The sequence below is a fragment of the Paucimonas lemoignei genome (assembly GCF_004342585.1).
GTDB classification, from domain to species: domain Bacteria; phylum Pseudomonadota; class Gammaproteobacteria; order Burkholderiales; family Burkholderiaceae_D; genus Paucimonas; species Paucimonas lemoignei.
In genome coordinates, this window is the sequence record NZ_SLZQ01000007.1 from 135,690 (window position 1) to 161,959 (window position 26,270).

At 56.2% G+C, this 26,270-nt stretch carries 27 protein-coding genes; 18 read left to right on the forward strand and 9 right to left on the reverse strand.

Annotated features, from left to right (window positions below; translation table 11 throughout):
- Position 1 precedes the first annotated feature (1 nt).
- From EDC30_RS12310 to EDC30_RS12325, 4 genes are all read left to right on the forward strand, one after another.
- On the forward strand, positions 2–796 hold the full coding sequence (locus EDC30_RS12310; protein ID WP_207907272.1) for an SDR family NAD(P)-dependent oxidoreductase: 795 nt from the start codon (positions 2–4) through the stop codon (positions 794–796).
- 205 nt (positions 797–1,001) lie between these two features.
- Positions 1,002–1,565: a hemerythrin domain-containing protein gene (locus tag EDC30_RS12315; protein WP_132259136.1), complete on the forward strand. Its 564-nt coding sequence runs from the start codon at positions 1,002–1,004 to the stop codon at positions 1,563–1,565.
- Between the two features lie 156 nt (positions 1,566–1,721).
- Complete coding sequence (locus tag EDC30_RS12320) at positions 1,722–1,949, forward strand: hypothetical protein (protein ID WP_132259137.1); 228 nt, start codon at positions 1,722–1,724, stop codon at positions 1,947–1,949.
- Positions 1,950–2,138: 189 nt separating this feature from the next.
- A complete protein-coding gene (locus EDC30_RS12325; protein ID WP_132259138.1) occupies positions 2,139–2,480 on the forward strand; it encodes a PilZ domain-containing protein in 342 nt (113 codons plus the stop codon).
- Between the two features lie 82 nt (positions 2,481–2,562).
- Here the strand turns inward: EDC30_RS12325 and EDC30_RS12330 are convergent, their stop codons facing one another.
- A complete protein-coding gene (locus tag EDC30_RS12330) occupies positions 2,563–2,991 on the reverse strand; it encodes an organic hydroperoxide resistance protein (protein ID WP_132259139.1) in 429 nt (142 codons plus the stop codon).
- Between the two features lie 126 nt (positions 2,992–3,117).
- Positions 3,118–3,435, reverse strand: a complete 318-nt coding sequence (locus tag EDC30_RS12335) for a hypothetical protein (RefSeq protein WP_132259140.1) — start codon at positions 3,433–3,435, stop codon at positions 3,118–3,120.
- A gap of 78 nt (positions 3,436–3,513) precedes the next feature.
- Here EDC30_RS12335 and EDC30_RS12340 point away from each other — a divergent pair, with 78 nt between their 5' ends.
- From EDC30_RS12340 to EDC30_RS12350, 3 genes are all read left to right on the forward strand, one after another.
- Positions 3,514–3,729 carry a hypothetical protein gene (locus EDC30_RS12340; RefSeq protein WP_132259141.1) on the forward strand — a complete coding sequence of 72 codons (216 nt, stop codon included), beginning with the start codon at positions 3,514–3,516 and terminating at the stop codon, positions 3,727–3,729.
- Positions 3,730–3,762: 33 nt separating this feature from the next.
- Positions 3,763–3,963: a hypothetical protein gene (locus tag EDC30_RS12345; protein ID WP_132259142.1), complete on the forward strand. Its 201-nt coding sequence runs from the start codon at positions 3,763–3,765 to the stop codon at positions 3,961–3,963.
- Between the two features lie 364 nt (positions 3,964–4,327).
- Complete coding sequence (locus tag EDC30_RS12350) at positions 4,328–5,176, forward strand: alpha/beta fold hydrolase (protein WP_132259143.1); 849 nt, start codon at positions 4,328–4,330, stop codon at positions 5,174–5,176.
- Positions 5,177–5,194: 18 nt separating this feature from the next.
- On the opposite strand, the gene EDC30_RS19500 is transcribed toward EDC30_RS12350, so the two are convergent.
- Together EDC30_RS19500 and EDC30_RS12355 are read right to left on the reverse strand one after the other, a co-directional pair.
- Positions 5,195–5,362: a hypothetical protein gene (locus tag EDC30_RS19500; protein WP_165973810.1), complete on the reverse strand. Its 168-nt coding sequence runs from the start codon at positions 5,360–5,362 to the stop codon at positions 5,195–5,197.
- A 3-nt stretch (positions 5,363–5,365) separates the two neighbouring features.
- On the reverse strand, positions 5,366–6,574 hold the full coding sequence (locus EDC30_RS12355; protein ID WP_132259144.1) for an RtcB family protein: 1,209 nt from the start codon (positions 6,572–6,574) through the stop codon (positions 5,366–5,368).
- Between the two features lie 438 nt (positions 6,575–7,012).
- Here EDC30_RS12355 and EDC30_RS12360 point away from each other — a divergent pair, with 438 nt between their 5' ends.
- Positions 7,013–7,465 (forward strand): PA2169 family four-helix-bundle protein, encoded by a 453-nt coding sequence (locus tag EDC30_RS12360; protein WP_132259145.1) that lies wholly within the window; start codon positions 7,013–7,015, stop codon positions 7,463–7,465.
- 59 nt (positions 7,466–7,524) lie between these two features.
- On the opposite strand, the gene EDC30_RS12365 is transcribed toward EDC30_RS12360, so the two are convergent.
- Together EDC30_RS12365 and EDC30_RS12370 are read right to left on the reverse strand one after the other, a co-directional pair.
- On the reverse strand, positions 7,525–8,436 hold the full coding sequence (locus EDC30_RS12365; protein WP_243656758.1) for a diguanylate cyclase domain-containing protein: 912 nt from the start codon (positions 8,434–8,436) through the stop codon (positions 7,525–7,527).
- Positions 8,437–8,942: 506 nt separating this feature from the next.
- The gene (locus tag EDC30_RS12370) at positions 8,943–9,236 is read right to left on the reverse strand and encodes a 2Fe-2S iron-sulfur cluster-binding protein (protein WP_132259147.1); all 294 of its coding nucleotides are present in this window, start codon (positions 9,234–9,236) and stop codon (positions 8,943–8,945) included.
- 249 nt (positions 9,237–9,485) lie between these two features.
- Between EDC30_RS12370 and EDC30_RS12375 the strand changes: the two genes are divergently transcribed.
- The gene (locus tag EDC30_RS12375; RefSeq protein WP_132259148.1) at positions 9,486–10,574 is read left to right on the forward strand and encodes a GNAT family N-acetyltransferase; all 1,089 of its coding nucleotides are present in this window, start codon (positions 9,486–9,488) and stop codon (positions 10,572–10,574) included.
- Between the two features lie 166 nt (positions 10,575–10,740).
- Entirely contained in the window at positions 10,741–11,142 is a 402-nt protein-coding gene (locus EDC30_RS12380; protein ID WP_132259149.1) for a hypothetical protein, read from the forward strand.
- Positions 11,143–11,251: 109 nt separating this feature from the next.
- Here EDC30_RS12380 and EDC30_RS12385 read toward each other — a convergent pair whose 3' ends face one another.
- Both EDC30_RS12385 and EDC30_RS12390 read right to left on the reverse strand, forming a co-directional pair.
- Positions 11,252–12,103, reverse strand: coding sequence for a CheR family methyltransferase (locus EDC30_RS12385; RefSeq protein ID WP_132259150.1), 852 nt, complete (start codon positions 12,101–12,103; stop codon positions 11,252–11,254).
- A complete protein-coding gene (locus tag EDC30_RS12390) occupies positions 12,088–18,117 on the reverse strand; it encodes a HAMP domain-containing protein (RefSeq protein WP_132259151.1) in 6,030 nt (2,009 codons plus the stop codon). The genes EDC30_RS12385 and EDC30_RS12390 overlap by 16 nt, the downstream gene beginning before the upstream one ends.
- A gap of 267 nt (positions 18,118–18,384) precedes the next feature.
- Here EDC30_RS12390 and EDC30_RS12395 point away from each other — a divergent pair, with 267 nt between their 5' ends.
- The 4 genes from EDC30_RS12395 (at position 18,385) to EDC30_RS12410 (ending at position 21,052) form a co-directional block, all read left to right on the forward strand.
- Positions 18,385–20,019 (forward strand): response regulator, encoded by a 1,635-nt coding sequence (locus EDC30_RS12395; RefSeq protein ID WP_243656759.1) that lies wholly within the window; start codon positions 18,385–18,387, stop codon positions 20,017–20,019.
- Positions 20,020–20,121: 102 nt separating this feature from the next.
- Positions 20,122–20,520: a hypothetical protein gene (locus EDC30_RS12400; RefSeq protein WP_243656760.1), complete on the forward strand. Its 399-nt coding sequence runs from the start codon at positions 20,122–20,124 to the stop codon at positions 20,518–20,520.
- Positions 20,521–20,522: 2 nt separating this feature from the next.
- Positions 20,523–20,783 (forward strand): DUF5985 family protein, encoded by a 261-nt coding sequence (locus tag EDC30_RS19770; protein ID WP_132259152.1) that lies wholly within the window; start codon positions 20,523–20,525, stop codon positions 20,781–20,783.
- Complete coding sequence (locus EDC30_RS12410) at positions 20,783–21,052, forward strand: DUF5985 family protein (protein ID WP_132259153.1); 270 nt, start codon at positions 20,783–20,785, stop codon at positions 21,050–21,052. The genes EDC30_RS19770 and EDC30_RS12410 overlap by 1 nt, the downstream gene beginning before the upstream one ends.
- A 58-nt stretch (positions 21,053–21,110) precedes the next feature.
- Here the strand turns inward: EDC30_RS12410 and EDC30_RS12415 are convergent, their stop codons facing one another.
- Positions 21,111–21,836: a Crp/Fnr family transcriptional regulator gene (locus tag EDC30_RS12415; protein ID WP_165973811.1), complete on the reverse strand. Its 726-nt coding sequence runs from the start codon at positions 21,834–21,836 to the stop codon at positions 21,111–21,113.
- A gap of 175 nt (positions 21,837–22,011) precedes the next feature.
- Here EDC30_RS12415 and EDC30_RS12420 point away from each other — a divergent pair, with 175 nt between their 5' ends.
- The 4 genes from EDC30_RS12420 (at position 22,012) to EDC30_RS12435 (ending at position 26,250) form a co-directional block, all read left to right on the forward strand.
- Positions 22,012–23,097, forward strand: a complete 1,086-nt coding sequence (locus EDC30_RS12420) for a sensor histidine kinase (RefSeq protein WP_165973812.1) — start codon at positions 22,012–22,014, stop codon at positions 23,095–23,097.
- Positions 23,098–23,464: 367 nt separating this feature from the next.
- Positions 23,465–24,607, forward strand: coding sequence for an extracellular native short-chain-length polyhydroxyalkanoate depolymerase PhaZ7 (gene phaZ7, locus EDC30_RS12425; RefSeq protein WP_132259156.1), 1,143 nt, complete (start codon positions 23,465–23,467; stop codon positions 24,605–24,607).
- 80 nt (positions 24,608–24,687) lie between these two features.
- Positions 24,688–25,677: a HEAT repeat domain-containing protein gene (locus EDC30_RS12430; protein ID WP_132259157.1), complete on the forward strand. Its 990-nt coding sequence runs from the start codon at positions 24,688–24,690 to the stop codon at positions 25,675–25,677.
- 63 nt (positions 25,678–25,740) lie between these two features.
- A complete protein-coding gene (locus tag EDC30_RS12435; protein ID WP_132259158.1) occupies positions 25,741–26,250 on the forward strand; it encodes a DUF1993 domain-containing protein in 510 nt (169 codons plus the stop codon).
- Positions 26,251–26,270 lie beyond the last annotated feature (20 nt).

The following is a 26,270-nucleotide window of genomic DNA, read 5'->3' on the forward strand; positions in this document are numbered from 1 at the left end:
AATGTCCGCCACCATGAACGGCGCCATCAATACTGCCATCGACAGCGCCAATCCGCTGCGCCTGCAAGGTCTGACCGCTATTGTCACAGGCGCGTCGCGCGGTATCGGCGAGGGTTGCGCGCGCATGCTCGCTTCGCTGGGCGCGCACGTCATTCTCGTCGCCAGGAATGCAGCCGACCTGGAAAAGCTTTGCGCGGAAATCCGCAATGCCGGCGGCACGGCGGATTTCTGGGCGATGGACCTGAACAATGCCGAGGAATTCCGCCGGCGGGTCGATGCCTTGCCGGCCATTCATATCCTCGTCAATAACGCCGGCATGAACAAGCCACAGCCGTTTGTCGAGGTGGACGAGGCGGCCTTCGACCAGATCTTCAACCTGAACGTCAAGGTGAACTATTTTTGCGCCCAGACCGTGGCACGGCGGATGATCGCCACGCAGTCCGAGGGCTCGATCATCATGATGTCGTCGCAGTCCGGCCATGTCGCGCTGCGTGACCGGACGGTGTATTGTGCGACGAAGTTTGCGATGGAAGGCATGAGCAAGGCAATGGCGCTGGAGTTGGCGAAGCACCAGATCCGCGTCAACACCGTGGCGCCGACCTTCGTGCTGACGCCGATGACGAAACCCTTCCTGGATGATCCGGAATTTGCGCGCTATGTGCAGGACAATATTCCGCTGGGGAGAATGGCGACGGTCGAGGAAGTGGCTGCCGCAGTCGCTTATCTGGCCGCGCCAGTCAGCCGCATGGTGACCGGAACCAGCATGCTGGTCGATGGCGGTTGGACCATGAAATGAAGCATGCAAAGCTGAGCTGCAAAAAAGTCGGAATAGTCCGACAAGCAGCTTGAGAAAACTGCAAGACTGCACGCTGGAAGAGATCGATTCGATGCATTCGTCGCTGTAAAACGTGGAATAGAAATTCTTGGTTTGCGCAAGTCGACATTGTGCAAGTGAATGAGCCGCTATGATCGATGCATAGTTCACCCACTTCGGAGAGACCATGCCTAATACCGCCGTAGCGACCACTTCCAAGCCCGCCAGCGTTCGCCGTACCGCGGCGACGAAACCGGCTGCCAGCAAATCGGTGGCGACCAAGACAGCCACCACCAACGCCGTCGACGCCATCGCGTTATTGAAAGAGGATCACAAAAAAGCGAAGAAGCTTTTCAAGGACTTCGAGAAATTGAAAGAGAAGGGCAGCGATGAGGAAAAGGCGGCACTGGTGAGCCAGATTTGCATGGAACTGACCGTGCATACGCGAATTGAAGAGGAAATCTTCTATCCTGCCTTCCGCAAGACCAAGGATGCGGAAGACATGGTCGACGAAGCGACTGTCGAGCATGCATCGGCCAAGGACTTGATTCGCCAGCTGCAATCCATGCAGCCATCGGATGATCTGTACGATGCCAAGGTCACCGTCCTGGGCGAGTACATCGAGCACCATGTCGAGGAAGAAGAAAAGGAAATGTTCAAGAAAGCCAAGCGCGCCAAGCTGGACATGGTTGCGCTGGGTAAAAAGCTCGCCAGCCGCAAGAAAGCCATCATGAAAGAATTGCAGCACTAAGTTAGAATTCGGCTCAGCGCCGCTGAAACGAAAAAGGCACCTTGCGGTGCCTTTTTTACTTTACGCATCGCTTACTGCGGGCTTTACCGAGCGTCGTGCAATAAGCAAGAGTATTCAGCAAGTGCAGCAAACAAACTTGCACAAATAAGGAATCGAATGGCATCGCTTGAAGAATTGGTGAAAAAGCAGAAGGCTGGTGCGCAATTTGTCATCAGCGCTCCCATGCTGAAAATGCGGCCACAGGAGTTCGATGCTTTGGTTAAAGTGTGGTTTGACGATGGCGGCCCCGGATTCAACGTCGTCGGCGTGCCGCATCGTGCCGTGATCGATGGTGAATTCCTGATCAGCCGCGTCACGGCCATACGCACGACTGCCGAGTTGTGATGCCTGTTCGACCCATGAAGACAAAGCATGCGGATCTATCCGGGCCGCCGCTCTCACGAATTGCCAATGCCTTAGTGCCCGGAGAATAACCCGATAAACTTTAAGTCGATTTTTGCATCCGACTGTGAGTCATGGATAAACTTGCTAGGATGCGCCGCGAATTGTCATAAAGAGTATATTGTTATTCCAATGCATGACGTGATAAAAAAGCCGGGTGCCGAACAGCGTTCCTCTCTGCGCCGTCCCATTCGCTGCAAGGTAAAAGTCATCGGACCGCAAGGCCAGGCGATTAATGGCGTAAGCTTCGATTTGTCGACGGGCGGCATCGGCGTCATCCTGGATGTGCAGCTTCCTATGGGTGCCGTTTGCACCGTCATGTTTGCCCCATTTACCAATGGAAGCGTCAAATCGGTCAGCGTGACGGGTTCCGTTGCCTACTGCATGTTGAATTCCGAAGGCTTCCGCACCGGTTTTCAATTCATGAACGTCCCCGCTCCGATGTCGTCGGTGATTACCAGCATCATCGGCTAACCATCATCGGCTAACCACCGGCGCATAACCGTCAATGGATACAGCAGCGGGCTCAGCGAGACCTCCGAGCCCGCATCGATAATCAGGTTTGCACATGCAGGCGCACGTCGATATTGTTGCGCGTCGCGTTGGAGTAGGGGCAGACGATGTGCGCCTTGTCGACCAGGTTTTGCAGCTGTTGCTGCTCCATGCCCGGCCCGTGGATCGTCAGGTCGACCTCGATGCCAAAACCAGTGGGAATCTGGCCGATGCCGACTTCGCCAGTCACCGTCAATTCCTTCGGCAGCGCGACCTTTTCCTTACCGGCTACAAACTTCAAGGCGCCGAGAAAGCAAGCGGAATAGCCAACCGCGAATAGCTGTTCCGGATTCGTGCCATCTCCTCCGCTGCCGCCCATTTCTTTCGGTGTGGTCAGTTTCAAATCCAGTACGCCATCGGAACTGCGCGAAGTGCCTTCGCGTCCGCCGGATGAAGTGGCTTTGGCCCGGTACAGAACTTTTTCAATCGCCATGATGTAGTCCTTGAGAGATAGTGGTTGGTGGAGTGCCGTTACTTCAAACCGATGTATTTCGCGAATAATCTGATTAACAGGCAATGGAAAGGTTCATGTCCGCTCGCCGCGCCGGATGATGGCATCCTACTTGCGCAGCGGCCTGGGCTTGCCGTCCACGGTCAGTTTTTTTTGACCGCCTCGCACGGTGTAGCGAATCATCGAATCGGATTTGACTGTGCCGTAGTACTCACCATTGACGCTCAGCCGGCCTTGCCTGACTTCGAGAACGTCGCCATTGACCTCGTGCCTGCCATCATTGCCGCTGAAGCTTACCTCGCTGCTGGTTTCGGCTCGGGGAGTCGGGCGGTCCGCGGAAGATCGCGGCGTATTGGATTCAGCCATGAGCGCGTCTGCCGAACAAAACAGGCAAACGGCCGTGGCAAATGCAGGAATGGTACGCATAGAGTTTTCAATGCAGCCTCAATACCGCGCCATCGAGGCGCGGCACTGAGGCTGCCTTCGGATCAGCGGGTACCGCTGGTGGTGCCGGACGACGTGCTGCCGGTCGAGCCCGAAGTGTCGGAGCTGCTGGATGTGCCAGTCGAGCCGGTCGACGATGGCGAGCTGGAAGTCGAACCGGAAGAGGACCCCATGCCGGAAGAGGAGCCGGAAGACGATCCCATGCCTGAAGACGAATCGGAAGACGACGAGCCGCTAGAGCTTGGCGAGGTCGTGCTGCTGCCGGAAGACGGGTAGGTCGAACCGGTTGCCGAGCCGCTGGTGGAGCCCATGCCGGAAGCCGAACCGGAGGTGGAGCCGGTTGACGACGTGCCGCTCGAAGAGGTGCCGGAGGTACCGGAAGTGGTGCAAGCAGTAAATGCCAATGCGCAGGCGATGGGAACGATCCATTTTTTCATGAGAACTCCTTGGTCGGTTTCTGAAGATAAATCCATACTGGCGAACGCCAAGGCAGTAGAAGTTGCTATCTAGTCAAAGTTCCCAGAAGAGTAGAATTTGTTTCTATGATGTAATAAAAATATGGTTTCTTTTGCGGTGAATTAAATCAATCCTTGGGGGTGCTCACTGGTAATACGCATTGGCGACTGTTCTTGATAAAGGCTTATGCCACGCGCCTTACCAAAGATTGAATTCTGTAGAAAAACAGGATTGCAGCAACGAGTCTGCTGGCAGATAGTAAGCGCTACTTCACCAGCAAAAGCGGATAGGGCGCTGCATGTACGGCAGATGGCGGTAAGTTGGCTTTTTGCTATCGCTCTCCAAACAGAGAGTGGTTCTGCTTCCAATCCGAACCGGAGCCAGTCTATACTCCGTAAAAAAATAACGGGAGGTCGGAATGCTGGGTGAAGTCAAACCTACTATCCAGGGCGCCGTACATGTTCAAGGTCTGGATATCCATTACGAATACTTCGGGAAGCGCGAGCGCCCGGTGATGGTGATTCTGAATGGCGTCGCCATGGAGACGCTGTCCTGGTACTGGCAGATTCCCAATGTGCTGCCTATTATGGATGTGCTCCTGTGGGACTTTCGCGGTCAGGGGCAATCCACCTCGGATGACGCGCCCTACAGCGTGGAAGAGTCCGCCGATCACCTGCTGGCAATCCTCGATGAACTGGACCTGCAAAAGGATCAGGTCAACCTGCTTGGCGTATCGACAGGCAGTATCGTCGTGGCGGAATTCCTGCGGCGTCACCGGCACCGTGTCAACCGCGCGGTACTGTCGGGCGTGTTGCTGGAAAGGGCGATGACCTTCAAGCTGGATTCGGATTTCGGCGTTCGCCTGCTGCGCGAGAACCGGGCCGATTTATGGGCGGAGAGCCTGTATACCAAGATCCTGAGCGACCGCTACCTGGAAGAATTCGCGGAAGCCATTCCGGTAATGCAGGGCGCGCTCATCAAGCGCTACCACGACAGGCGGCATGCACTGGCGAGGATCATCGAAGCGCAATCCAATTACCTCTGGAACATCGCCAGGTATCGCATGCAGCTAGAAGAAGTGGATACGCCGATCATGATCCTGGCCGGCACCGAAGACAAATTGATCCCGACTTTTTACCAGAAGCGCGTCGCCGCGATGTTCCTGCGCGCCGAATTCAAGCAGTATGCGCATATCGCGCACATTCCCTTCATCGAAAACCCGGCGAAGGCATTCGGCGACAGCATGCGGTTCTTCCTGAATAAATAGCGGCTCTTATTGCTGCTCTTATTCTCCTTTTCCGAATTCATTCTTTAACAGGCGCTCCAATTCATTGCGCGCTGCATGGCGATCGCGCCGGGCCGGCTGATACGAGCCATGAACATTGCCGCGCCGTTGCCGGGCGCTGACGGCAAACGGATTGCGCGGCTTCGGCGGCTTGATCACGATACGCATGGCTCACCCCTTGATGCAGATAACCTGGCGCAGCGTGTGCACCACTTCCACCAGGTCGGTCTGGTGCGCCATCACCTGGTCGATATCCTTGTAGGCTGCCGGAATCTCGTCGATGACGCCCGGGTCCTTGCGGCATTCGATGCCGCTGGTTTGCTCAGCCAGGTCAAAGCGGCTGAAGCGCCGCTTGGCTTCGGTGCGGCTCATGCGCCGTCCAGCGCCATGCGAGCACGAGCAAAACGACTCGGGATTGCCCTTGCCGCGCACGATATAACTGCGCGCGCCCATGCTGCCGGGGATGATGCCGAGTTCGCCTTCCTTCGCCGAGATCGCGCCCTTGCGGGTAATGAACAAGCGCTCGTCGCCGTAGGTTTCGCGGGCCACGTAATTATGGTGGCAATTGATCGCTTCGCCGTCGAGCTTGAATGGCGGCAGATGCTTGCTGGCCGCCTCCACCACGCGCTTCATCATTTCCCGCCGGTTGATCATGGCATAGTCCTGCGCCCATTCGACCGCTTCGACATAGTCGTCGAACAGGTTCGAACCTTCGCTGAAGTAGGCGAGGTCCTTGTCGGGCAGATGGATCTGATGTCGCTGCATATCCTTCCTGGCCGCGGCAATGAAATAACGTCCGATGACATTGCCGATGCCGCGCGAGCCGGAGTGGAGCATGATCCACACGCGCTCTTCTTCATCCAGGCATACCTCGATGAAATGGTTGCCGCCGCCGAGCGTGCCGATCTGGCAGATCCAGGTCTGCGCGAATTTCTGCTGCATCTTCATGATGCCGGCGTGCCTGGCTACGATGCGGTCGAGCCGGTCGTTCAGCGGCCGGCCTACCTTGGCATGGGCCGAGCCGCGCACCTTGTCCCACTGGTGCTGCTCGAAGCCGACTGGAACATCCGCCTCGATCGCGCTGCGGATGCGCGCCAGGTTATCCGGCAGGTCGCTGGCGGTGAGCGTGGTGCGCACGGCATTCATGCCGCAGCCGATATCTACGCCGACGGCGGCAGGAATGATCGCCGAACGCGTCGGGATCACGCTGCCGACGGTGGCGCCAATGCCGGCATGGACATCGGGCATGGCCGCCACGTGCGGATGGACGATTGGCAGTTGGGCGATATTGAGCAACTGCTGCAAGGCTTCATGCTCGATATCGTCGGTAAAGATATGCACGGGGACTTTCCCCTTGTGCAGTGTTTGCTTGATGGGCATAACGGTTCCTGTGTTAGCTATGCCGGCGTTTCAAGCGCAACTTGTGCGCATAAACAAAAAACCCGGCGAGTGATCTATCTGGCCGGGGTTCATGGGTAAGAAAGACCGGCTCGGGTTGGCTGGATTGCCATGCCCCGAGCAGTCATGCGCGGGGCTAAATGAATTGCGAATTGTGTTTAGCCTTACCGGGCATGGTCGGTCCTTTCAAAAAATCAGCTTAGTCAAAAATTCGTGAGGTGCGATTCTGCCGCCATCACCTTGGCGATGTCAAACGTTTTGCCTCCGCCTTGTTGTATTTTCTACAGACGTTGCTGAAGCCATTCTGCATTTCCTGCAGTCATTACCTGCGCTTTCGCCATGGCTTGCTTTTCCAGCATCAGAACTTAATGCAGCCAATATCGTCCCTTTATTAGGTATTTCATTTGAAAGGTGATTGATATGAATAATGACGACGTTATTGCTACTTTGAATGATCTCATCGAAACCTGTAAGGATGGCGAGCAAGGTTTCCTGACCTGCTCCGAAGACGTCAAAGACCTGGAGCTCAAGGCATATTTCACCAGCCGTTCCGCGCGCTGTGCCGATTCGGCAGAAGAACTGCAGGAACTGGTCTTGGCCTATGGCGGCAAGCCTGAAACTTCCTCCCATATCAGCGGCGCGTTGCATCGTCGCTGGGTCGATATCCGTTCAATGATCAGCGGAAAGAGCGAAGAAGCCGTGCTGGAAGAATGCGAGCGCGGCGAGGATATCGCCAAGCGCAACTATGAAGATGCGCTGGCCAAGGCATTGCCCGACGATGTGCGCCGGGTGGTGGAAGCTCAATACAACGGCGTCCGCCGGAATCACGATCAGGTGAAGAATTTCCGCGATCATGCACGCGCGCAGCGCTGATAGCCGGGGCGGCATGCGGGGCCGGGTCATCGCGCCCGGCCTTTTGCCAGGCCGGCCGTTTATGCCAGCACTGCGGATTTGTTCAGCATGAAATAACGGCTTTTGCCTCGATTCTTGGCTTGATACATTGCCATATCCGCGTCCGCGAGCAGCGATTCGCAATCGCTGTCGATGTCGTGCGAATAGGTAGCGATGCCGATGCTCGCGGTGATCTTGACCGGCCTGTCCTGCACGATGAACGGCGAGGACAGATAACGCAGCACTTTCTCCGCCAGGCGTTCCACCGTGGCGATATCGGCGACATCCGCCAGCAGCAGCACGAATTCATCGCCGCCCAGGCGGCTCACCGTATCGTCGCGGCGCACGGTATGCAAGAGGCGCTGCGCCACCATCTTCAGCAATTCGTCGCCGGCCTGATGTCCCATCTGGTCATTGACCGGCTTGAAGCCATCCAGGTCCAGATACAGCACTGCCAGATGCTGCCTGGAGCGCTGCGCATGCTGCATCATGGTATGCAGGCGATCCATCAACAGGCGGCGGTTCGGCAGGCCGGTCAATGAGTCATGCATGGCCAGTTCGCGCTGGATGCGGCTTTGTTCCTGCACCGCGTTATACAAGAGGCGCACTTCCAGCATGTTGCGCACACGCGCATCCAGTTCGATGATATCGAAAGGTTTCATGAGGAAGTCACGGGCACCGGCTTGTAATGCGGCAATCTTGAACTCGCTGTCGCCGGTAATCGCCAATACTGGCAAATAGCGGTCCTGCTCGATCCCCCGCAATTGCTCCATGATCTGCAAGCCGTTGAGATATGGCATGTGCATGTCAAGCAGAATCAGGTCGAAGTGGTTCTTGGCGTGCATGGCGTAGACGTCGCGCGAATCATTGGTCCAGCTCACGTTGCAAAAGCCGGATATCTTCAACGCCTCGACCAGCAAGTGCGCATTATCGACCGAGTCGTCTACAACCAAAATTTTTGCTTGCTGTATATCGATGGAAGAGGTCATTGCGAGAAGAAAATGAATATGAACACGAGAAAGAATGACTTCGAAGAATCTTTCAGATCATTGTTTATTCTGACCAATCAAGTTTTTCTCAGTTCAATAATTTAGTGGAAATATCTAGGATTTTTTCTGCTAAGCATATGCGTTGGACGAGCGAATGCCGCTTCGCTCACCGTGCTCTTCAGTGAATCAAAGCAATCATCAAACGGGTAGCCCAACGGGATGAGTGAACAGCAGAAATGATTTCTCGAATGCCTGATCATTGCACATCATTCAGTGCCATCAGTTGATGTAAGTAAGCACGTGGCGAATGATTTGAAGCTTGATGGACGCAGTCTTATCAGTCCATCATCGAATCTGTACAGAAGTGAAACAAATAAGAATAGTCTGTCAATTGCACGAGTGATAAAAGTGCGGCTGCAACGCTCTTCGCTTCAATGAGACTGGCGCATTGATGCCGGCGACAGGCTTCGTCAGTCGGCGAGCGGATCAAGAAGCACGAGATTGCTGAGCGGCCTGGCGACGCAAGGAAGAATGCATCCAGCCTGTTTTTCTTCCGCGCTCAATCCTGGCCAGTCCACCTCGTACCGCACCTGGCCTTCGAGCAGCTTTCCCAAGCAGGTGCGGCATGTGCCGTTGCGGCACGAGCGTGGCCAGTAAATGCCAGCCTCATCAAGCGACTTGAGAAGGCTTTGCTCCGCTTGCGCTTCAAAAGATTGGCCGCCGGGCAGAACCACGACTTGATAGCGATGGGGTGGCGTAGTCATGAATACTCAAAAAAACTTTTTATTCGTGTCAGTGAATATCCTACATTTTTCTTGCTTGTTTGTGGTGAAACAAACCTCACGTGACATTCTGGTGCCTTGAATCAAAAAAGGGGAACAAGATTGATGATTTGGCCTCTGGATTATTGAACGATGTGCGCCCTCGCATGCAACCTGGCTTTCGAACTGTCTGCTCAAATTTTTCTGCGCTTTGCCATGCATGGCGAACTGGATTTATCACGGAGGTAAGGTTTGGAGACAACTGCAGCACAGCCGACCGGTACGCTGAATTCCTCTGGCACCGACGTCAATTTCTACTTTAACGAGATTCCAGAATTCGCCGGACCTGAAATAGAGCGCCTATACAATACGCTGCATTCTTCATTGCCATTTTTTCGCATATTCCGTACCACGAGCGACGTGAGCACCTATGTCGCACGACGAGAAGGGCGGCCTGCCGTGATTCTGCTGTTTCAAATCCACGGCAGAACGGTCGATGTCTTGAACGAGATGATCGACCTGGAAAAAGAGGAAGTCGAGCGGTTCGCTTCTCATGTATTTGCCGAGCTGCCGCAGGTGCATATCATCAGCTTCAAGGCGATCCGCACGACGATGGACCGGTTCGCCTATCCGGTGCAGCAGCATAATGCCAAGGACACGTATGTCATTGCCTTGCCGGATACGCCGGAAGCCTATCTGGATAGGCTCGCCAAATCCCTGCGCAAGGATATCCTCAAAGACTTGCGAAAAATTGCGCGTGCTTATCCTTCCTTTTCCTCCCGCTTTTATGAAAAGGATGAAATCCCGGAACAGGTGCTCAGGGATTTGATTCGCATGAGCGAGGATCGCATTTCGAAACAGGTGAGTGATTTTTCGCACGACGAACAACGCATCGTTGCGCTCGCCAGGCAGTGCGGCTTTGTGAACGTGCTTACCATCGATGGAAAAATATGCGCCGGTACCGTCAATTACTTTATCGGCGACAGCAACTTCGAAGAATTGATTGCGCGCGACCCGACATACCGTAACTTCGGCATCGGCATCCTGACGATGTATCTGACGATTTGCGAGGCTATCCGACGTGGCAAGAAAAAGTTTTATCTAGGCGGCGGACGCTTTGATTACAAGGAAAAATTGCTCGGCGTGTTAACTGACGCCGATCACGTCGAGATCTACCGCTCCCGCGCAACCATGTTCCTGCATCTCGGTAATGCAGCGAAGACCTTGCTTCAAGCGTATTTGCGCCTGGCTAAGCTATGGGTGCATACCCATAAGGAGCATGCGTTGTCGAAGCTGGTAACCGGCATATTTAATCTTTATAAGCATCAGAAAGTCCGCTAGCCGGTGTTTTGCGAGGAGTCCTGGTTACTAACGACTTCAAGGTTGTTATTCATCATCGGCGAAGGGGTGAACAATATGCCCGCCATGATGACAAAAGGATTCGCGCAGCATGCAGTGATTCCGTTTTTAAAGGAATCAATCTTTTCTCTTTTTAACAGGAGGTTCTATGAAAAAAATATTAATCGCCATTGTCTCGGTCATGCTTTCCGCATTCGCCTTTGCCCAATCCGGATCTTCCTCTTCTGCGACCGCTACGGAAAGAACCAGGGAAGCCGGGCAGGATACGAAAGAGTCGGTAAAGAGCGGTGCGCATACGATGAAAGAGAAAACCGGTAACGCTGCCGAAAAGGTCAAGGAAAAATCCAGGGAACTGGTGCGGAAAGACCCTCAAGCCGCGCAGAAATCGGATTCTTCCACCGCGACAGTCAAGCGAACCGGCCCGTCCGCCAAAGAGCGCGCGTCGGAAATGACGGAAAAAGCGAAGGACAAGAGCAAGTCTGCTGGGGATGCCGCGACTGACACGGTGCGCAGGAATAGCGAAGAAGCGCGCAGGAATGAATCGAAGTAAGCGGTAGGGCGTGGATGACAGGCGCCAAATAACTACGGGGGGCGGCGCCGGCGACCATGCGGGCGTCTTTCGCCTCTCCGTAGGTGACCTTGATGGTGTCGACGCGTACTTATCTGGCGCGCCGGTAAATGCCCCGTCTCCCCAATTCCTTATAGTTCATGAGTAAGGGCGAATAACCGATGTCGACATCGGCCGCCACGTTCAGTATGCCAAAACGCGACAGGCTGTCGTTGAACAAATGGATAATGCGCCGTTGCAGCGGCATGCCGAAACTGGCGTAGCTTTTTCTGCATGAGATAAGCTGGAACTCGTTAAACGAGCTATCCGTACAAAGGCTGTATTGCGCCCAAATGATGCGGGATTGCAGTGATTCCAGGAATACGGCACGGCCGTCGCGGATCTGGTAATACTCGGCAAAGGACCGGCGTCCGCCGCTTCGCCGATAGTTTTCCTCATAGGCGGCAAGCCGATCCAGTGAAAAGGTTCCCTTCTTGATTTCCTGGAGCACGGCTTCATTCGAGCACGTAGCGAAGATCAGGCTCTTGTCGTAATGGCCTTCTTCCAACAGCAGGATGGCGAAGCTGAAGACTTCCTCCGCGCAAAGGCATTCGGCGATCCAGATCTTCGGCGCGACATAACTTCCCAGCAGCGGCCCGATCATGCCGCGCAGGGCATGAAACTCATCTGCGTCGTCGAACAGCATGGACTGCTGCGATACGAATGCCTGGCAAAGCTCGGATGCGGCAGCCTCGTCATGCAATACCAGGTTCTGCAGCGCAGAGACTGTTTCGAGGCCGCGCGCACGCATGAAATCGAAAGTCTTGCGACGCAAGAAGCGCCGCTCATAGGCGCGAAAGTCTTCGTCGTAGCGCCGATGCATGCCATCGAGGAGCAGGTCGAGTTCGACCTCCTCGATGTCATGGGGACTGTCATTGGCCGCGTTGTTTACCGGGACAACCATACGCGCATCAGGGAGAGCAGCTGCGAAACGTCGACCGGCTTGGTGATGTAATCCGACGCGCCGGCAGCCAGGCACTTGTCGCGGTCGCCCTTCATCGCCTTGGCGGTCAGGGTGATGATGGGCAGCGACTTGAAGCGATCGATCTTGCGGATCGCCCGCATCGTATCGTATCCATCCATTTCCGGCATCATGATATCCATGAGCACGATCTCGATCGATGGATCCTTTTCCAGCATCTCGATGCCATCCTTGCCGTTCTCGGCAAACGCAACCGACATGTCGTGCCGCTCCAGAACCGTGGTCAGGGCAAAGATGTTGCGCAAGTCGTCATCGACGATCAAGACCTTGCGGCCCGCGAGGCCTCCGTCAGCGATATCGACTGCTTCAAGCATGCGCCGCTGCGTCTCGGGCAGGCTCAACGGCGAGCGGTGCAGGAACAGGGCGGTTTCGTGGACGAGCCGTTCCGGAGAGCGGGCATCCTTGATCACGATCGTCTTCGCCACGGAAGAGAGCCTGACGATCTCGGGGCGGCTGAGTTCCTTGGCGGTATAAACGACCACCGGCAAATCGCACATCTTGGCATCCTTGCTGATGGTGTCCAGCAGCTCGAAGCCATCGATGTCAGGCAGCGTCAAGTCGAGCACCATGCAATCGAAGCGGCTCGACTTGAGCGCATCCAGCGCTTTCTTGCCGCTATCAACTGCCGTGATGACGATATCGGTGTCGCCGACGAGATTGATCACATGGTTGCGCTGGGCTTCATCATCTTCGACGATCAGCAGGGTGCGTTTGCCGCGCACCAGGAATTGCTGAACGCGTGTGAATTCTTCGTCGAGCCGCTCCATCGATATCGGCTTGGTCAGATACGATATGGCGCCTTGTCGCAGGCCGCGTTCGCGCTCGTAAGTGCTCGACAGTATATGCACCGGGATGTGGCGCGTGCTCGGATCGCGTTTGAGGCGGTCGAGCACGGTAAAGCCGTCAATGCCCGGCAAATCGATATCGAGGAAAATCGCCGTCGGCATGTAGTCGCGCGCCAGCGTCAGCGCCGAGTCGCCGCTGGAAGTCACGATCGCCTTGAAATTCTTTTTCCGCGCCAGGTTCAGCAGGACGTTCGCAAACGCCGGATCGTCTTCGATGACGAGAATGGATGGATCTCCCGGAGCAATGACGTTGCGGTCATCGGCGCTCGTGTCGTCATCCAGCAATACCGTAACCGCGGTGGTGGCATGGACTTTTTCAATGACCGTGGCGTTAATCTGGTCTGTCTCGGCACTGGGCGCGGCCGTCGACTGCAGGCGCGGCGCGCCAAGCGGCCCGCCAATATTGTAGGCATGCGAATGGTTGAGCGAATTGTATTTGACGAATCCAGACTTGTTATACGGCAGATAGAGCGTAAAGGTGCTGCCGACGCCAACCGAGCTGGTGACGCGGATTTCACCGCCCAGCAGGCGCGCCAGTTCGCGGCTGATGGAAAGGCCGAGGCCGGTGCCGCCATACTTGCGCGCGGTGCTGCCGTCAGCCTGCTGGAATGCCTCGAAAATCAGCTGCAGCTTGTCCGTCGGGATGCCGATGCCGGTGTCCGTCACGGAGAAGGCCAGCACGGCGTCGGCATCTCGCAGGTTGGGGGGGTCGGTGCTCCAGCCTGCCTGGGCCATATCGATGCTCAGGCGCACTTCGCCATGCGGCGTGAATTTGAACGCGTTGGACAGCAGGTTTTTGAGGATCTGCTGCAATCGCGTGGAATCGGTGACCAGCGACGGCGGCAACGTCGTGCCGAGGCTGATGTTGAAGCGGATGTTCTTGGCTTCCGCCATGTGGCGGAAAGTCCGTTCGACATAGCCGGTCAGCACGGCAAAGCGGTATTCGCTGACTTCCAGCGTTACCGTGCCGGATTCGATCTTCGACAGGTCGAGAATGTCGTTGATCAGCGTTAGCAGGTCGCTGCCGGAACCATAGATCGTCTTGGCATATTCGACTTGGGTCGGGGTGAGATTGCCGCTCGGGTTTTCCCCGAGTTGTTGCGCGAGCAGCAGCAGGCTGTTGAGCGGCGTACGCAGCTCATGCGACATGTTGGCCAGGAATTCGGACTTGTATTTCGACGACAAGGCCAGCTGCGAGGCTTTTTCTTCGAGGGCGAACTTGGCCTGTTCGACTTCGTGGTTCTTGCGTTCGACTTCGCTGTTCTGCTCGGACAGCAGGCGCGCCTTTTCCGCCAATTCCTGGTTGGTTTGCTGCAGTTCCTGCGCCAGGCGCTGCGACTGGGTCAGCAGACTTTCGGTGCGGCTGTTGGTTTCAATGGTATTGAGCACGACGCCGATCGATTCCATCAACTGATCGAGGAAGCCGATGTGGGTGGCCGTGAAGCGGTCCAGCGAAGCAATCTCGATCACCGCCTTGACTTCCTGTTCGAACAGGATCGGCAACACGACGATATTCGTCGGCGGCGCGGCGCCGAGGCCGGACGAGACGGCGATGTAATCGCGCGGCACATTGGTCAGCCAGACCCGCGATTTCTCCACCGCGCACTGGCCGACCAGGCCTTCGCCCGGGCCGAACGATGTCGGCACCTTCTTGCTGGTGCGGTAGCCATAGCTGGCGATCATGTTCAGGCGGCCGGTCTGGTTCTGCGAATCCATCATGTAAAACACGCCATGATGGGCCGACACCAGCGGCGCCAGTTCCGACAGGATCAGCTTGCTGACCGCTTCCAGGTCGCGCTGGCCTTGCAACAGGCGGGTGAATCGCGCCAGGTTGGTCTTGAGCCAATCCTGCTCGGCGTTCTTTTGCGTGGTTTCCTTGAGGTTGCGGATCATCTCGTTGATGTTGTCCTTGAGGTCCGACACTTCGCCGCTTGCTTCCACCTGAATGGAACGCGACAAGTCACCGCGCGTCACCGCCGTCGCCACCTCGGCAATCGCACGCACCTGGGTACTGAGGTTCGCCGCCAGCTGGTTGACGTTTTCCGTCAAGGCTTTCCAGGTGCCTGATGCGCCCGGCACGCTGGCCTGTCCACCGAGCTTGCCTTCCACGCCAACTTCGCGCGCCACCGTCGTCACCTGGTCGGCAAACACCGCCAGGGTATCGGTCATCTCGTTGATGGTGTTCGCCAGGGAAGCAATTTCGCCCTGCGCTGCCACGGTCAGCTTTTTCTTCAAGTCACCGTTCGCCACCGCGGTCACCACGCCGGCGATACCGCGCACCTGTTCCGTGAGGTTTGCCGCCATGAAGTTGACGTTTTCCGTCAAATCCTTCCAGGTGCCGCCGACGCCTTTCACCTGTGCCTGGCCACCCAGCTTACCTTCGGTACCCACTTCACGCGCCACGCGCGTCACCTCCGACGCGAAGGAAGAGAGCTGATCCACCATCACGTTGATGGTGTTCTTCAGCTCCAGAATTTCGCCCTTGACGTCCACCGTAATCTTTTTGGACAAGTCACCGTTCGCCACGGCGGTCGTCACTTCGGCAATGTTACGCACCTGGTCCGTCAGGTTCGATGCCATGAAGTTCACCGAATCGGTCAAGTCTTTCCATGTGCCCGACGCACCCGGCACGAAGGCTTGTCCACCCAGACGTCCTTCGGTACCGACCTCACGGGCCACACGGGTCACCTCGGATGCAAAGGAACGCAGCTGGTCCACCATGGTATTGATGGTGTCTTTCAGCTGGAGGATCTCGCCGCGCACGTCCACGGTAATTTTCTTGGAGAGGTCGCCGTTTGCCACAGCGGTGGTGACGTCGGCGATGTTACGAACCTGGGAAGTGAGGTTGCCCGCCATGGAGTTGACGGAGTCGGTCAAGTCTTTCCAGGTGCCTGCCACGCCAGGCACGTTCGCCTGGCCGCCGAGCTTGCCTTCCGTACCCACTTCGCGCGCCACGCGGGTCACTTCAGACGCGAAGGAACGCAACTGGTCCACCATCACGTTGATGGTGTCCTTCAATTCCAGAATTTCGCCCTTGGCGTCCGCGGTAATTTTCTTGGACAAGTCGCCGTTCGCCACCGCGGTCGTGACCTCCGCGATGTTACGCACCTGCCCCGTCAGGTTACCCGCCATCGAGTTGACGTTTTCCGTCAAGTCTTTCCAGGTGCCGCCAACGCCTTTCACCTGTGCCTGTCCACCGAGCTTGCCTTCGGTGCCGACTTCACGCGCCACGCGGGTCACTTCGGACGCAAACGAGGAGAGCTGGTCCACCATCACGTTAATCGTGTTCTTCAGCTCCAGAATTTCGCCCTTGGCGTCCGCCGTAATCTTCTTGGACAAGTCGCCATTTGCCACGGCGGTCGTCACTTCGGCAATGTTACGCACCTGACCGGTCAGGTTACCCGCCATGGAGTTGACCGAATCGGTCAAGTCTTTCCAGGTACCCGCCACGCCAGTCACTTCCGCCTGGCCGCCGAGCTTGCCTTCGGTACCCACCTCACGCGCCACGCGCGTCACCTCCGACGCGAAGGAGGAGAGCTGGTCCACCATCACGTTGATGGTGTTTTTGAGCTGGAGAATTTCGCCCTTGGCGTCGGCGGTAATCTTCTTGGACAAGTCACCGTTCGCCACCGCGGTCGTTACTTCCGCAATGTTACGCACCTGGCCGGTCAAGTTACCTGCCATGGAGTTGACGTTATCGGTCAAGTCTTTCCAGGTACCTGCCACGCCAGGAACGTTCGCCTGTCCACCCAGACGTCCTTCAGTACCCACTTCGCGCGCCACACGCGTCACCTCCGACGCAAACGAAGAGAGCTGATCCACCATCACGTTAATCGTGTTCTTCAATTCCAGAATTTCACCCTTCACGTCCGCGGTAATTTTCTTGGACAAGTCGCCGTTCGCCACGGCGGTGGTCACTTCCGCAATGTTACGCACCTGGCCGGTGAGGTTCGATGCCATGAAGTTAACGTTATCGGTCAAATCCTTCCAGGTTCCGCCAACGCCTTTCACCTGCGCCTGGCCACCCAGCTTACCTTCGGTACCCACTTCACGCGCCACGCGGGTTACTTCGGATGCGAAGGAGGAGAGCTGGTCCACCATCACGTTAATCGTGTTTTTCAGCTCCAGAATTTCACCCTTGGCATCCGCGGTAATCTTCTTGGACAAGTCGCCGTTCGCCACCGCTGTCGTCACTTCCGCGATGTTACGCACCTGTCCAGTCAGGTTGCCCGCCATGGAGTTCACCGAGTCGGTCAAGTCTTTCCATGTGCCTGCCACACCCGTCACCTCCGCCTGGCCGCCCAGCTTGCCTTCGGTACCCACCTCACGCGCCACGCGCGTCACCTCGGACGCGAAGGAAGAGAGCTGATCCACCATCACGTTGATGGTGTCTTTCAGTTCCAGAATCTCGCCCTTCACGTCCACCGTAATCTTCTTGGACAAGTCGCCATTCGCCACGGCGGTGGTCACTTCCGCAATGTTACGCACCTGGTCAGTCAGGTTCGATGCCATGAAGTTCACCGAGTCGGTCAAGTCTTTCCAGGTGCCTGCCACGCCAGGCACGTTCGCCTGGCCACCGAGCTTGCCTTCGGTACCCACTTCGCGCGCCACTCGGGTCACTTCCGAGGCGAAGGAAGAAAGCTGCGCCACCATGGTGTTAGCAGTCGTGGCGGAGCGCAAAAATTGGCCTTTCAGTGGCCGGCCATCCACATCCAGCATCATCGTCTGCGACAAATCGCCTTTTGCCACCGCGCCGATCACGCGCGCCATTTCCGTGGTCGGACGAACCAGGTCATCGATCAGCGTATTGACGGAGTTGACGATCGTTGCCCATCTTCCGCCGACCTGAGGCGGCGGGCAGCGTTGCGACAACCGGCCATCTCGGCCGACCACCTTGCTAACGCTGACGATGCCCAATGCCATCGCCTCGCTGTTTTCCATGATTTCATTCAGCGTATCTGCAATTTTTCCATCCACGCCGGTCAAATCCGAGGGCATGCGTACCGAAAAATCCCCACGTTTCAGCGCCATCAAGGCAGCAAGTAATTGTTTGGAATCAATGGTTTGCGAAAAATCGGAAATGGCATTCATGGTGATAATCCGGCTGGAAGTGAACCTCGGGATTTTTCCCTGCTATTTACAAGCTTGCAAGAGGTCTATTGCATTTAGTCAACATATATTGATTAAACGCAATGCTATGTCTTTAGGCTATTGATTATGCTAATCGAAAGGAGAAAATGCCGAGTTTTCCAACGCCGACTACATCCTGCGGTTACCATTCATTTACTGATGCGCTTTTCAATCCAGAAACCAGAATGATGAGAATTGAAATGAGCGCCATTCACGCCAAGTCACGCTGTGTCTAAACAAGACCACTCAGATAATGTTCCCAAGGTCCTGGTCGTCAATGACGATCCGGGCAGCCTGATCGGGATGGTTGGCTTACTGTCGCAGTGGCAGGAGGAGCTCGTCTTTGAAATCATCTCGGTGCGTTCAGGCGAAGAGGCATTGAAGCAGGTATTGCTGCATGATTTCGCCGTCATTCTCCTGGATGTCAATATGCCGGGAATGAATGGATTCGAAGCCGCCGAGGCGATCCATTCGCGCAAGGCTTCCGCTTCCATCCCGATCATCTTTGTGACGGCTTACCTGGCCGACGAGATGAACCGCTTAAGGGGCTATGAGCATGGCGCGGTGGATTACCTTTTCACGCCGATCATTCCGCAAATCCTGCGGGCCAAGTTATCGGTATTTGTCGGCCTGGCCAGGAACAAGATCGAACTGAGGAATCAAGCCAACACCCTGGACAAGCGCACGCAGGAGCTCACCGCCATCAACACGCTGCTCGAAGGGGAAATAGGCAGGCGCAAGAGCGCAGAGCAAAAGAACAAGACCACCGAAGAATTCCTGGCGATGCTGGGTCATGAATTGCGCAACCCGCTCAGCGCCATCAATGGCGCGGCAACGCTGCTCAGCCTGGACGGAATCAGCGCTCAACAAGGCGCCACCGCCAAGGAAATCATCTGCCGTCAAAGCGGCCAGCTCACGCGAATTGTCGATGACTTGCTGGACTTGAGCCGGGTAATGTTAGGCAAGATATCGCTGACCAAACGCTCCATCGATTTTGCCAACCTCGTCCGTAGCTGCGTCGAGACGCTGACGATAGCCGGACGTACGCAGAACCATATCGTGAAAGTGACTGCCGACTCGGTCTATGTCGACGCCGATGTGACGCGCATGGAGCAAGTCGTTACCAATCTGATGGATAACGCGCTGAAGTACACGCCGAATGGCGGCGAAATCCATCTCGATTTAACAGCAAGCGGCAACGATGCCTTGCTGTCGATTAGCGACTCGGGGATCGGCATCTCGTCTGAGCTGCTATCGCGGGTATTCGATATATTCACCCAGGGCGAGCGGCCGCTCGACCGTCCGCAAGGCGGCCTTGGCATCGGGCTTTCCCTGGTGCGGCAACTCGTGATGCTGCATGACGGCAGCGTGACGGCAGACAGCCAGGGAAGGGGCAAGGGAAGCAGGTTCACCATTCGCTTGCCGCAAAGTGAGGATTCGGTAATGAAGCAGGTGACAAATGTCCAGTGTCCGGCCCTCCCGTCCCAAACCATTCTCCTGGTAGAGGATAACGAGGATGCGCGCGCGATCCTGACGATGATGCTGTCGACGCTCGGCCACCGCATATTGCAAGCGGCCGACGGGCAGTGCGGCATTGAAGTCGCCACGGCCGAAATGCCGGATATCGCCCTGGTTGATATCGGCATGCCCGGCATGAGCGGCTATGAAGTGGCGCAGGCGCTTCGCGCCAATCCGAAAACTTGCGGCATCAAGCTGATCGCGATGACTGGCTATGGCCTGGCGGATGACAAGGACCGGGCAATGAAGGCCGGGTTCGATATGCACCTGGTGAAGCCGGTGAATCTCGACGTCCTGATGACTGCGCTAAGCCAGTGTATAACCGACAGGATCAATGAGGCATAACAGTTCAAGTTCTGTAAGCTGAGCACACCTCCGTTATTGCCTCGACATTATTACTCACAATATAATTTGAGTTGCCGAACTCTTTGATATGCGTATTTTTCAATGAATGACATGTCCCGGGCCCCAATCCCGAAAGACATTGTGCGCTTCATATTGCTTGGTATCCCCTCGGTGCCTTATCTTGAAGCCATGCTCCTTTTGCGTAGCGAAAGGGAGCGCGCATGGGATGCGAGACAAGCTGCAGAGCGCTTGTATCTGGCGGAAAGCGCGGCGCAATCTCTTCTCGACGAATTATCCAGCAAGGGTATTGTGGAGGCGTTCGATCAGCCGAAACGACTTTATCGATACCATCCGAGTGCAAGCGAACTGGCGCAAACCATCGACCTCCTCGCGAAAGTCTACTCGGAAAATCTCATCGAGGTGACGAACCTCATCCACTCAAAGACAAACAAGAAGGCGCAGCAATTTGCCGATGCCTTCCTCTGGAAAAAGGAATCCTGACTGTGGCTGCGATTATTTATTCGCTTTGCGCACTCACTGCCTTCGCATGTGCATTTCTCATCACGCGCAGCTACATGCGCAGTCGTTTGCGTCTTTTGCTGTGGAGCGGTTTGTGTTTCTGGGGGCTGTTCCTCAACAATTTCATACTTATGGTCGATCGTGTCTTGCTTGGGCCGGAAATCGATTTGTCAACCTGGCGCCTGGTGGTGTCCCTGGTTGCCTTGCTCCCGCTGCTGTTTGGACTGATCTGGGAGGAGGAATGATGCAACTGAATGCTGTATTGGCCGGCGCCATCATTATGGTGTGCCTGACTGTCGGTCTTTTCTTTTTGCGCTTCTGGCAAAGCACAAGAGATAAATTTTTCCTGTATTTTGCCATCTCCTTTTTACTGGAGGCGGTGAACCGGATCGGGTTAACGATGTCGATCGCGCAAAACGAGGACATGCCAATGTATTACCTGATCAGGCTGGTGTCATATGCGCTGATCTTGTTTGCTATCCTCGAAAAGAACAAGCGTCACGGCAAGAAGTAAATCGGCAAATGGCCGGTGATGCTGCTAAAGGCAACTGAGCCGGCAAGTGCCTGCCGGCTCAACCTATCGGTTTTCCTAACGCTCGCTCAAACTGCTTTCTGACTGCGGCATAACATTCGCATGTGACTTCTTCGAGTCCGGGACGGTCCAGGATGGTCACAATGCCGCGCTTGTAGTCGAGCAGCCCTGCCTGCTGAAAGCGCTTGGCGATTAGCGACACGCTCGGCCGGTGAACGCCCAGCATATCGGCAAGGAATTCCTGGGTAAGCTGGAATTCATCTCCCTGTACCCGGTCGTGGCTCAGGAGAATCCATCGCGCGAATCTCTCTTCCGTGGAGTGCAGGCGATTGCAGGCCACCGACTGCGACACGTGGCTCAAATACGCCTGCAGAAAGCGAAAACATAGGCGGCGCAGTTCCGGGTGCGCCTGGATAGCCTCATTGAACCTGGCGACCGGCATGCGCAGGCTGTCGCCAGGAATCTGGCAAATCGTCGTTTCTACGGCATAGGTACTGCCAGTGAGGGCATCGATGGTCGACAAGCCTTCATTGCCGACCGTGCCAACCTCGATCGCCGCGCCATCCTCCATGATCGCCAGCACGGAATGGCTGCCCGATAGCGGGAAATAGACATACGGGATTTCGCCATCCCGCTCGAACAGCACCATGCGCAGCGGCGTTGGAAAGAATTCGAGATGGGGCCTGATGGCCTGAAACTCGTTGTCAGGCAGCAAGGCAAGCAGGTGGTTCGCACAGGCCTTGGCGGTCGCGGGTACGGCTGTCATTTGCTCTCCATTAACAATAGGGCATGGTCTGTACAATTTTGTACAGACCATGCCGATTTGGCTGGCTAAACTGCGCCTAAAAATTCTGGAGCCATGCCGGACACCAGGATTCAACCTACAACAAACAGCGCACTAGTCAAGGTCAATGAGGCTGTCCATATTTATTCGAGAAAACATGGAGCCTATCCTGCAAGGATGGGAAGATTTTGCCCGGAGCATCCAGCCGTCCCATCGCTTGATGGATACGATCGAGCTGCGTGACCATGCCAGGGAAATCCTGGAAGAAGTCGCAGCCGAGCTGGCCTTGCCGAACCAGAGCCGCACACGCGATGCACAGGGCAATACGGCAGCCGAAATTCATGCGGATACGCGGGTTGAATCCGGATTCAGCATCGATCAGGTCGTTGCCGAATACCGGGCGTTGCGAGCCAGCGTACTCAATCTTTGGGGGCGGCGGGAAAAGACGGCGACGTGGTTCGAGGTTGACGATATGTCCAGGTTCAACGATGCCCTGGACAGGGCACTGGCTGAATCCGTCGCACGGTATTCCACGACGGCCCGGCAATCGCAGGACATATTCCTGGGCGTGATCGGGCATGACTTGCGCGCGCCGCTGCATGCGCTCAGCTTGGGAGCTCAATATCTCATGAGATCCGAGGACGCAGACAGCAAGTTGATCCAGCTTGGCTCGCGCATGTTCAACAGCACGGTCAGGATGCAAGCGATTCTGGACAACCTGCTCGATTTCACCCGTAGCCGGACTGGCATCGGTATCCCCATCCGGATCGAGGAAGTGGATCTTGCGGTGCTTTCAGAACAGATTGCTGAAGAGTTTCGCGCATTAAACCCGGGCAAAATCATAAAAACCCATGCCGAGGGTAATGTGTCAGGGTGGCTGGATGCCGGCAGGATAGGGCAAATCTATCAAAATCTGATCGGCAATGCATTGCAATATGGGATGGCGGGAACGCCGGTTTCCATTCTTACCCGTGAAGATGGCGAGGAAATCATCCTGTCGGTACATAACGATGGTCCGCCGATTCCGCCAGAAGTGAAGAAAAATATTTTTGACCCATTGCGGCGGTTTGCCGATGGCGAGAAATGTACCGCCGATAGGAAGAATCTGGGCCTGGGCTTGTATATCGTGCGCGAAATCGTCCTGGCTCATCAAGGCACAATCAACGTCTCTTCAACTCAGGATATGGGCACGACATTTACGGTGCGCCTGCCGAAATCGATCAAGCCGACAATTGCCGCATAAGCGCCTGCCACGCCTTTTCTTTCCAATCCTCCACATTATTAATTAATGTCAATTCCTCACCTTTCCTCTCCATTGATTGCTGACTGGCAATAGAATATAGTGGTTCCAGTAAGTGACCTGTTCCTGAATTTTTCAATGCCGTTTCAAAGGGACTAACGGTCAGTTACTGATGCATCCGTTCGACCTTCTGTTGCCATGCGTCCGGCATCCATAAAAATCGCGCCAAAGCGGTTCCGTGCCGAGCATGCCAAATCAGCAGAGGGAAGAGACAAAGGGAAAAGGAGCCGATCGCCCTACGCGGAAAATGGATAAAAGCGCTTCCATTTCAAAAAAGGCGCACTAAATATTATTATTCGGAGACAAAAGAATGATTTCAAAACTCATGGGAGCGCAGCGCTTCCTTCCGGCAGTCGCTGCCACGGTGACTTCCCTCGTCTGGGGCCTGGCCGGCACCCTCGTCGCTCCTGGCGAGGCGCAGGCGCTGACTTGCGGCACCAACAGTGGCTTTGTCTGCAAGGGCACGCAAACCCAATACGCCGGCGGCTTCGCTCCGGGCGTGGGTTACGGCGGGTTTGGCGGCGGTTCTTGCACGGCCACGAAAACCCCGGTGATTTTCATTCACGGTAACGGCGACAATGCCATCAGTTTCGATATGCCGCCGGGTAATGTCAGCGGCTACGGCACGCCGGCCCGCTCGGTCTATGCCGAGTTGAAAGCGCGCGGCTATAACGATTGCGAGATCTTCGGCGTCACCTACCTGAGCTCCAGCGAGCAGGGTTCCGCGCAATACAACTATCACTCATCGACCAAGTACGCGATCATCAAAACCTTCATCGACAAGGTCAAGGCTTATACCGGCAAATCCCAAGTGGACATCGTTGCCCACTCCATGGGCGTGTCGATGTCGCTGGCGACGCTCCAGTACTACAACAACTGGACCAGCGTGCGCAAGTTCATCAACCTCGCCGGCGGCATCCGCGGCTTGTATAGCTGCTATTACACCGGCTACGCCAATGCGGCAGCGCCGACTTGCGGTTCGCAAAACTATTACAACAGCTATACCTTCGGCTTTTTCCCTGAAGGCTGGTATTACGGCGTCTGGGTGAGCAACCCATGGACCGGCAGCGGCTCGACCAATTCGATGCGCGACATGCCGGCCAAGCGCACCGCGGTATCGTTCTACACCCTGTCGGCAGGGTTCAAGGATCAGGTCGGTTGCGCCACGGCGTCGTTCTGGGCTGGTTGCGATTCTGCCGCCAAGTTCGCCAGCACGACTTCCAACGTGAAAGCGCAAATCAATGTCGGCGCGGGAAGCAATGCTACCCAGGCCGATTACGACTGGGCCGACGGCATGCCGTACAACGCGGGCGGCGGCGACACCACCAACGGTGTCGGCCACTTCCGCACCAAGACCAATACCGGCGCCATCATCCAGCGCATGCTGCTGACCACTTGTACCGGCCTGGATTGCGCAGCCGAATACACGACCGGTCCTAAAGCCGCGTACTAAACTCAAGTTGTGAAACACGCTTGAAGAAGACAGATCCGTCCTTTCTGGGGTGGATCTGTTTTCGTATTCAGGAGCGATGAATGAAACCCGTGATGGTGGCGTTATGCGGCATGGGCTTGTGTGCCGCTGTGGCTATCGGCATGCAGCTGGTCAGCGATGAGCCTGCCGACGACGCAGCCACGGCAAAGGAACCTGTGGCGCCAGCCTTGTCGCAGCACTCGGCGCCGGCTGGACAGCCAGCAGGTCTGTGGTCGTGGGGCGCTATCGGCAATAGCGTGATAAGCGAGCCGGTCGAGGCCTTGCTGGCGCAAGCCTTGAAACCGGCAAACAAGCCGGCCGAGGGCAACGACCCGCGCGCTATGCTGCGCCAGTTGGCCAAAGACGACCCGGCAGTCATGAAGCAACTCATGGAGAACTATGACAAGCAATCCGATCTGCAGGCCAGGGATCTGATCGTCTCGCTGCTGTCCGGCGTCGAAAAGCCGGAAGTGCTGGCATTCTCCAAGCGGCTTGCCCTAAGCAAGGACATGGCAGAGCGCCGGGATGGCTTGACCATCCTGCAGCGCCTGGGCGGCGATGTGCCTGATGCGCACCCCGTCATCCTGCAATCCCTGGCCGACGAGAAGTCGCCGGAACTCATCAAGGTGGCGCTGGCTGCGCTCAAGCCGCCAGTCGAAGCGGACGGCAATCAGGCGCAGCTGAAGCAGTCGAAGGATGCGGCCGCCATCGTGGCGCAGTTGCAGAGTTTGACCAGGAATGCCGATCCGACCATACGCATCCAGAGCATCCTGCAACTGGCGCAATGGGACCAGACGGACGGCAGCCAGGAACAATGGGCGCAGGCACTGCAGGACCCGGCGCCGCAAGTGCGCCAGGCAGCCGTGACTGCTGTCGCCCAGTCCGGCACGCTAGCCGGCACGGTTAAAGCTGCGTTGCTCGGCCTGGCGAATAATCCGCAGGAGAGCTGGGATGTGCGAGGCAATGCCTTGCTGGTGCTGGAGCGTTTCCCGCTGCGGCAGGATGAGGCGGCAAATTACGCGCAATTGCGCTCGCAGATACTGGGATCTTAGCGAGAGCGGTCTACTGATTTGCAAGGCTCCCGGTATAATTCCGCGTGTTTTTAAGGAGCCACTATGACCATTTCGATGTACGCGGCATCGGTGCCGATGCTCAAACAAATGCTGCAAAGCCTGGACGCCATTCTGAGCAAGGCGGAAGCTCACGCACAGGCAAAGAAAATCGACCCGGCGGTATTGCTGCAGGCGCGCCTGTATCCCGACATGTTCCCGCTGGTGCGGCAAGTGCAGATCGCCAGTGACAATGCCAAGGGCATCGCCGGCCGTCTTGCCGGCGTCGAGATTCCCTCGTTTGCCGATAACGAACAGACCTTTGAAGAACTCCACGCGCGCATCGCCAAGACGCTCGACTTCCTCAACAGCATCAAGCCGGAGCAGGTGGACGGCAGCGAGGAAAGGGATGTCGTCGTGTACAAGGGCTCGCCGTATGAGATGCAATTCAAGGGGCAGACTTACCTGGTTCATTTTGGCGTGCCGAACTTCATGTTCCATGTGACGACCGCTTACGCCATCCTGCGGCATAACGGCGTGGAGCTGGGCAAGGACGATTTTATCGGCAAGTTCTGACGCTGTAGAGTCAGCAAGCC

Bases quoted from the DNA above. Each gene is read 5' to 3' on its own strand.
- EDC30_RS12360 (WP_132259145.1), top strand. From the start codon at position 7,013: ATGAATAATGACGACGTTATTGCTACTTTGAATGATCTCATCGAAACC.
- EDC30_RS12335 (WP_132259140.1), bottom strand. From the start codon at position 3,435: ATGCGTACCATTCCTGCATTTGCCACGGCCGTTTGCCTGTTTTGTTCG.
- EDC30_RS12430 (WP_132259157.1), top strand. From the start codon at position 24,688: ATGAAACCCGTGATGGTGGCGTTATGCGGCATGGGCTTGTGTGCCGCT.
- EDC30_RS19500 (WP_165973810.1), bottom strand. From the start codon at position 5,362: ATGCGTATCGTGATCAAGCCGCCGAAGCCGCGCAATCCGTTTGCCGTC.
- EDC30_RS12310 (WP_207907272.1), top strand. From the start codon at position 2: ATGTCCGCCACCATGAACGGCGCCATCAATACTGCCATCGACAGCGCC.
- EDC30_RS12380 (WP_132259149.1), top strand. From the start codon at position 10,741: ATGAAAAAAATATTAATCGCCATTGTCTCGGTCATGCTTTCCGCATTC.
- EDC30_RS12385 (WP_132259150.1), bottom strand. From the start codon at position 12,103: ATGGTTGTCCCGGTAAACAACGCGGCCAATGACAGTCCCCATGACATC.
- EDC30_RS12410 (WP_132259153.1), top strand. From the start codon at position 20,783: ATGCAACTGAATGCTGTATTGGCCGGCGCCATCATTATGGTGTGCCTG.
- EDC30_RS12370 (WP_132259147.1), bottom strand. From the start codon at position 9,236: ATGACTACGCCACCCCATCGCTATCAAGTCGTGGTTCTGCCCGGCGGC.
- EDC30_RS12325 (WP_132259138.1), top strand. From the start codon at position 2,139: ATGCATGACGTGATAAAAAAGCCGGGTGCCGAACAGCGTTCCTCTCTG.
- EDC30_RS12315 (WP_132259136.1), top strand. From the start codon at position 1,002: ATGCCTAATACCGCCGTAGCGACCACTTCCAAGCCCGCCAGCGTTCGC.
- phaZ7 (WP_132259156.1), top strand. From the start codon at position 23,465: ATGATTTCAAAACTCATGGGAGCGCAGCGCTTCCTTCCGGCAGTCGCT.
- EDC30_RS12415 (WP_165973811.1), bottom strand. From the start codon at position 21,836: ATGACAGCCGTACCCGCGACCGCCAAGGCCTGTGCGAACCACCTGCTT.
- EDC30_RS12330 (WP_132259139.1), bottom strand. From the start codon at position 2,991: ATGGCGATTGAAAAAGTTCTGTACCGGGCCAAAGCCACTTCATCCGGC.
- EDC30_RS12320 (WP_132259137.1), top strand. From the start codon at position 1,722: ATGGCATCGCTTGAAGAATTGGTGAAAAAGCAGAAGGCTGGTGCGCAA.
- EDC30_RS12345 (WP_132259142.1), top strand. From the start codon at position 3,763: ATGCCGGAAGCCGAACCGGAGGTGGAGCCGGTTGACGACGTGCCGCTC.
- EDC30_RS12435 (WP_132259158.1), top strand. From the start codon at position 25,741: ATGACCATTTCGATGTACGCGGCATCGGTGCCGATGCTCAAACAAATG.
- EDC30_RS12355 (WP_132259144.1), bottom strand. From the start codon at position 6,574: ATGCCCATCAAGCAAACACTGCACAAGGGGAAAGTCCCCGTGCATATC.
- EDC30_RS12420 (WP_165973812.1), top strand. From the start codon at position 22,012: ATGGAGCCTATCCTGCAAGGATGGGAAGATTTTGCCCGGAGCATCCAG.
- EDC30_RS12390 (WP_132259151.1), bottom strand. From the start codon at position 18,117: ATGAATGCCATTTCCGATTTTTCGCAAACCATTGATTCCAAACAATTA.
- EDC30_RS12350 (WP_132259143.1), top strand. From the start codon at position 4,328: ATGCTGGGTGAAGTCAAACCTACTATCCAGGGCGCCGTACATGTTCAA.
- EDC30_RS12400 (WP_243656760.1), top strand. From the start codon at position 20,122: ATGAATGACATGTCCCGGGCCCCAATCCCGAAAGACATTGTGCGCTTC.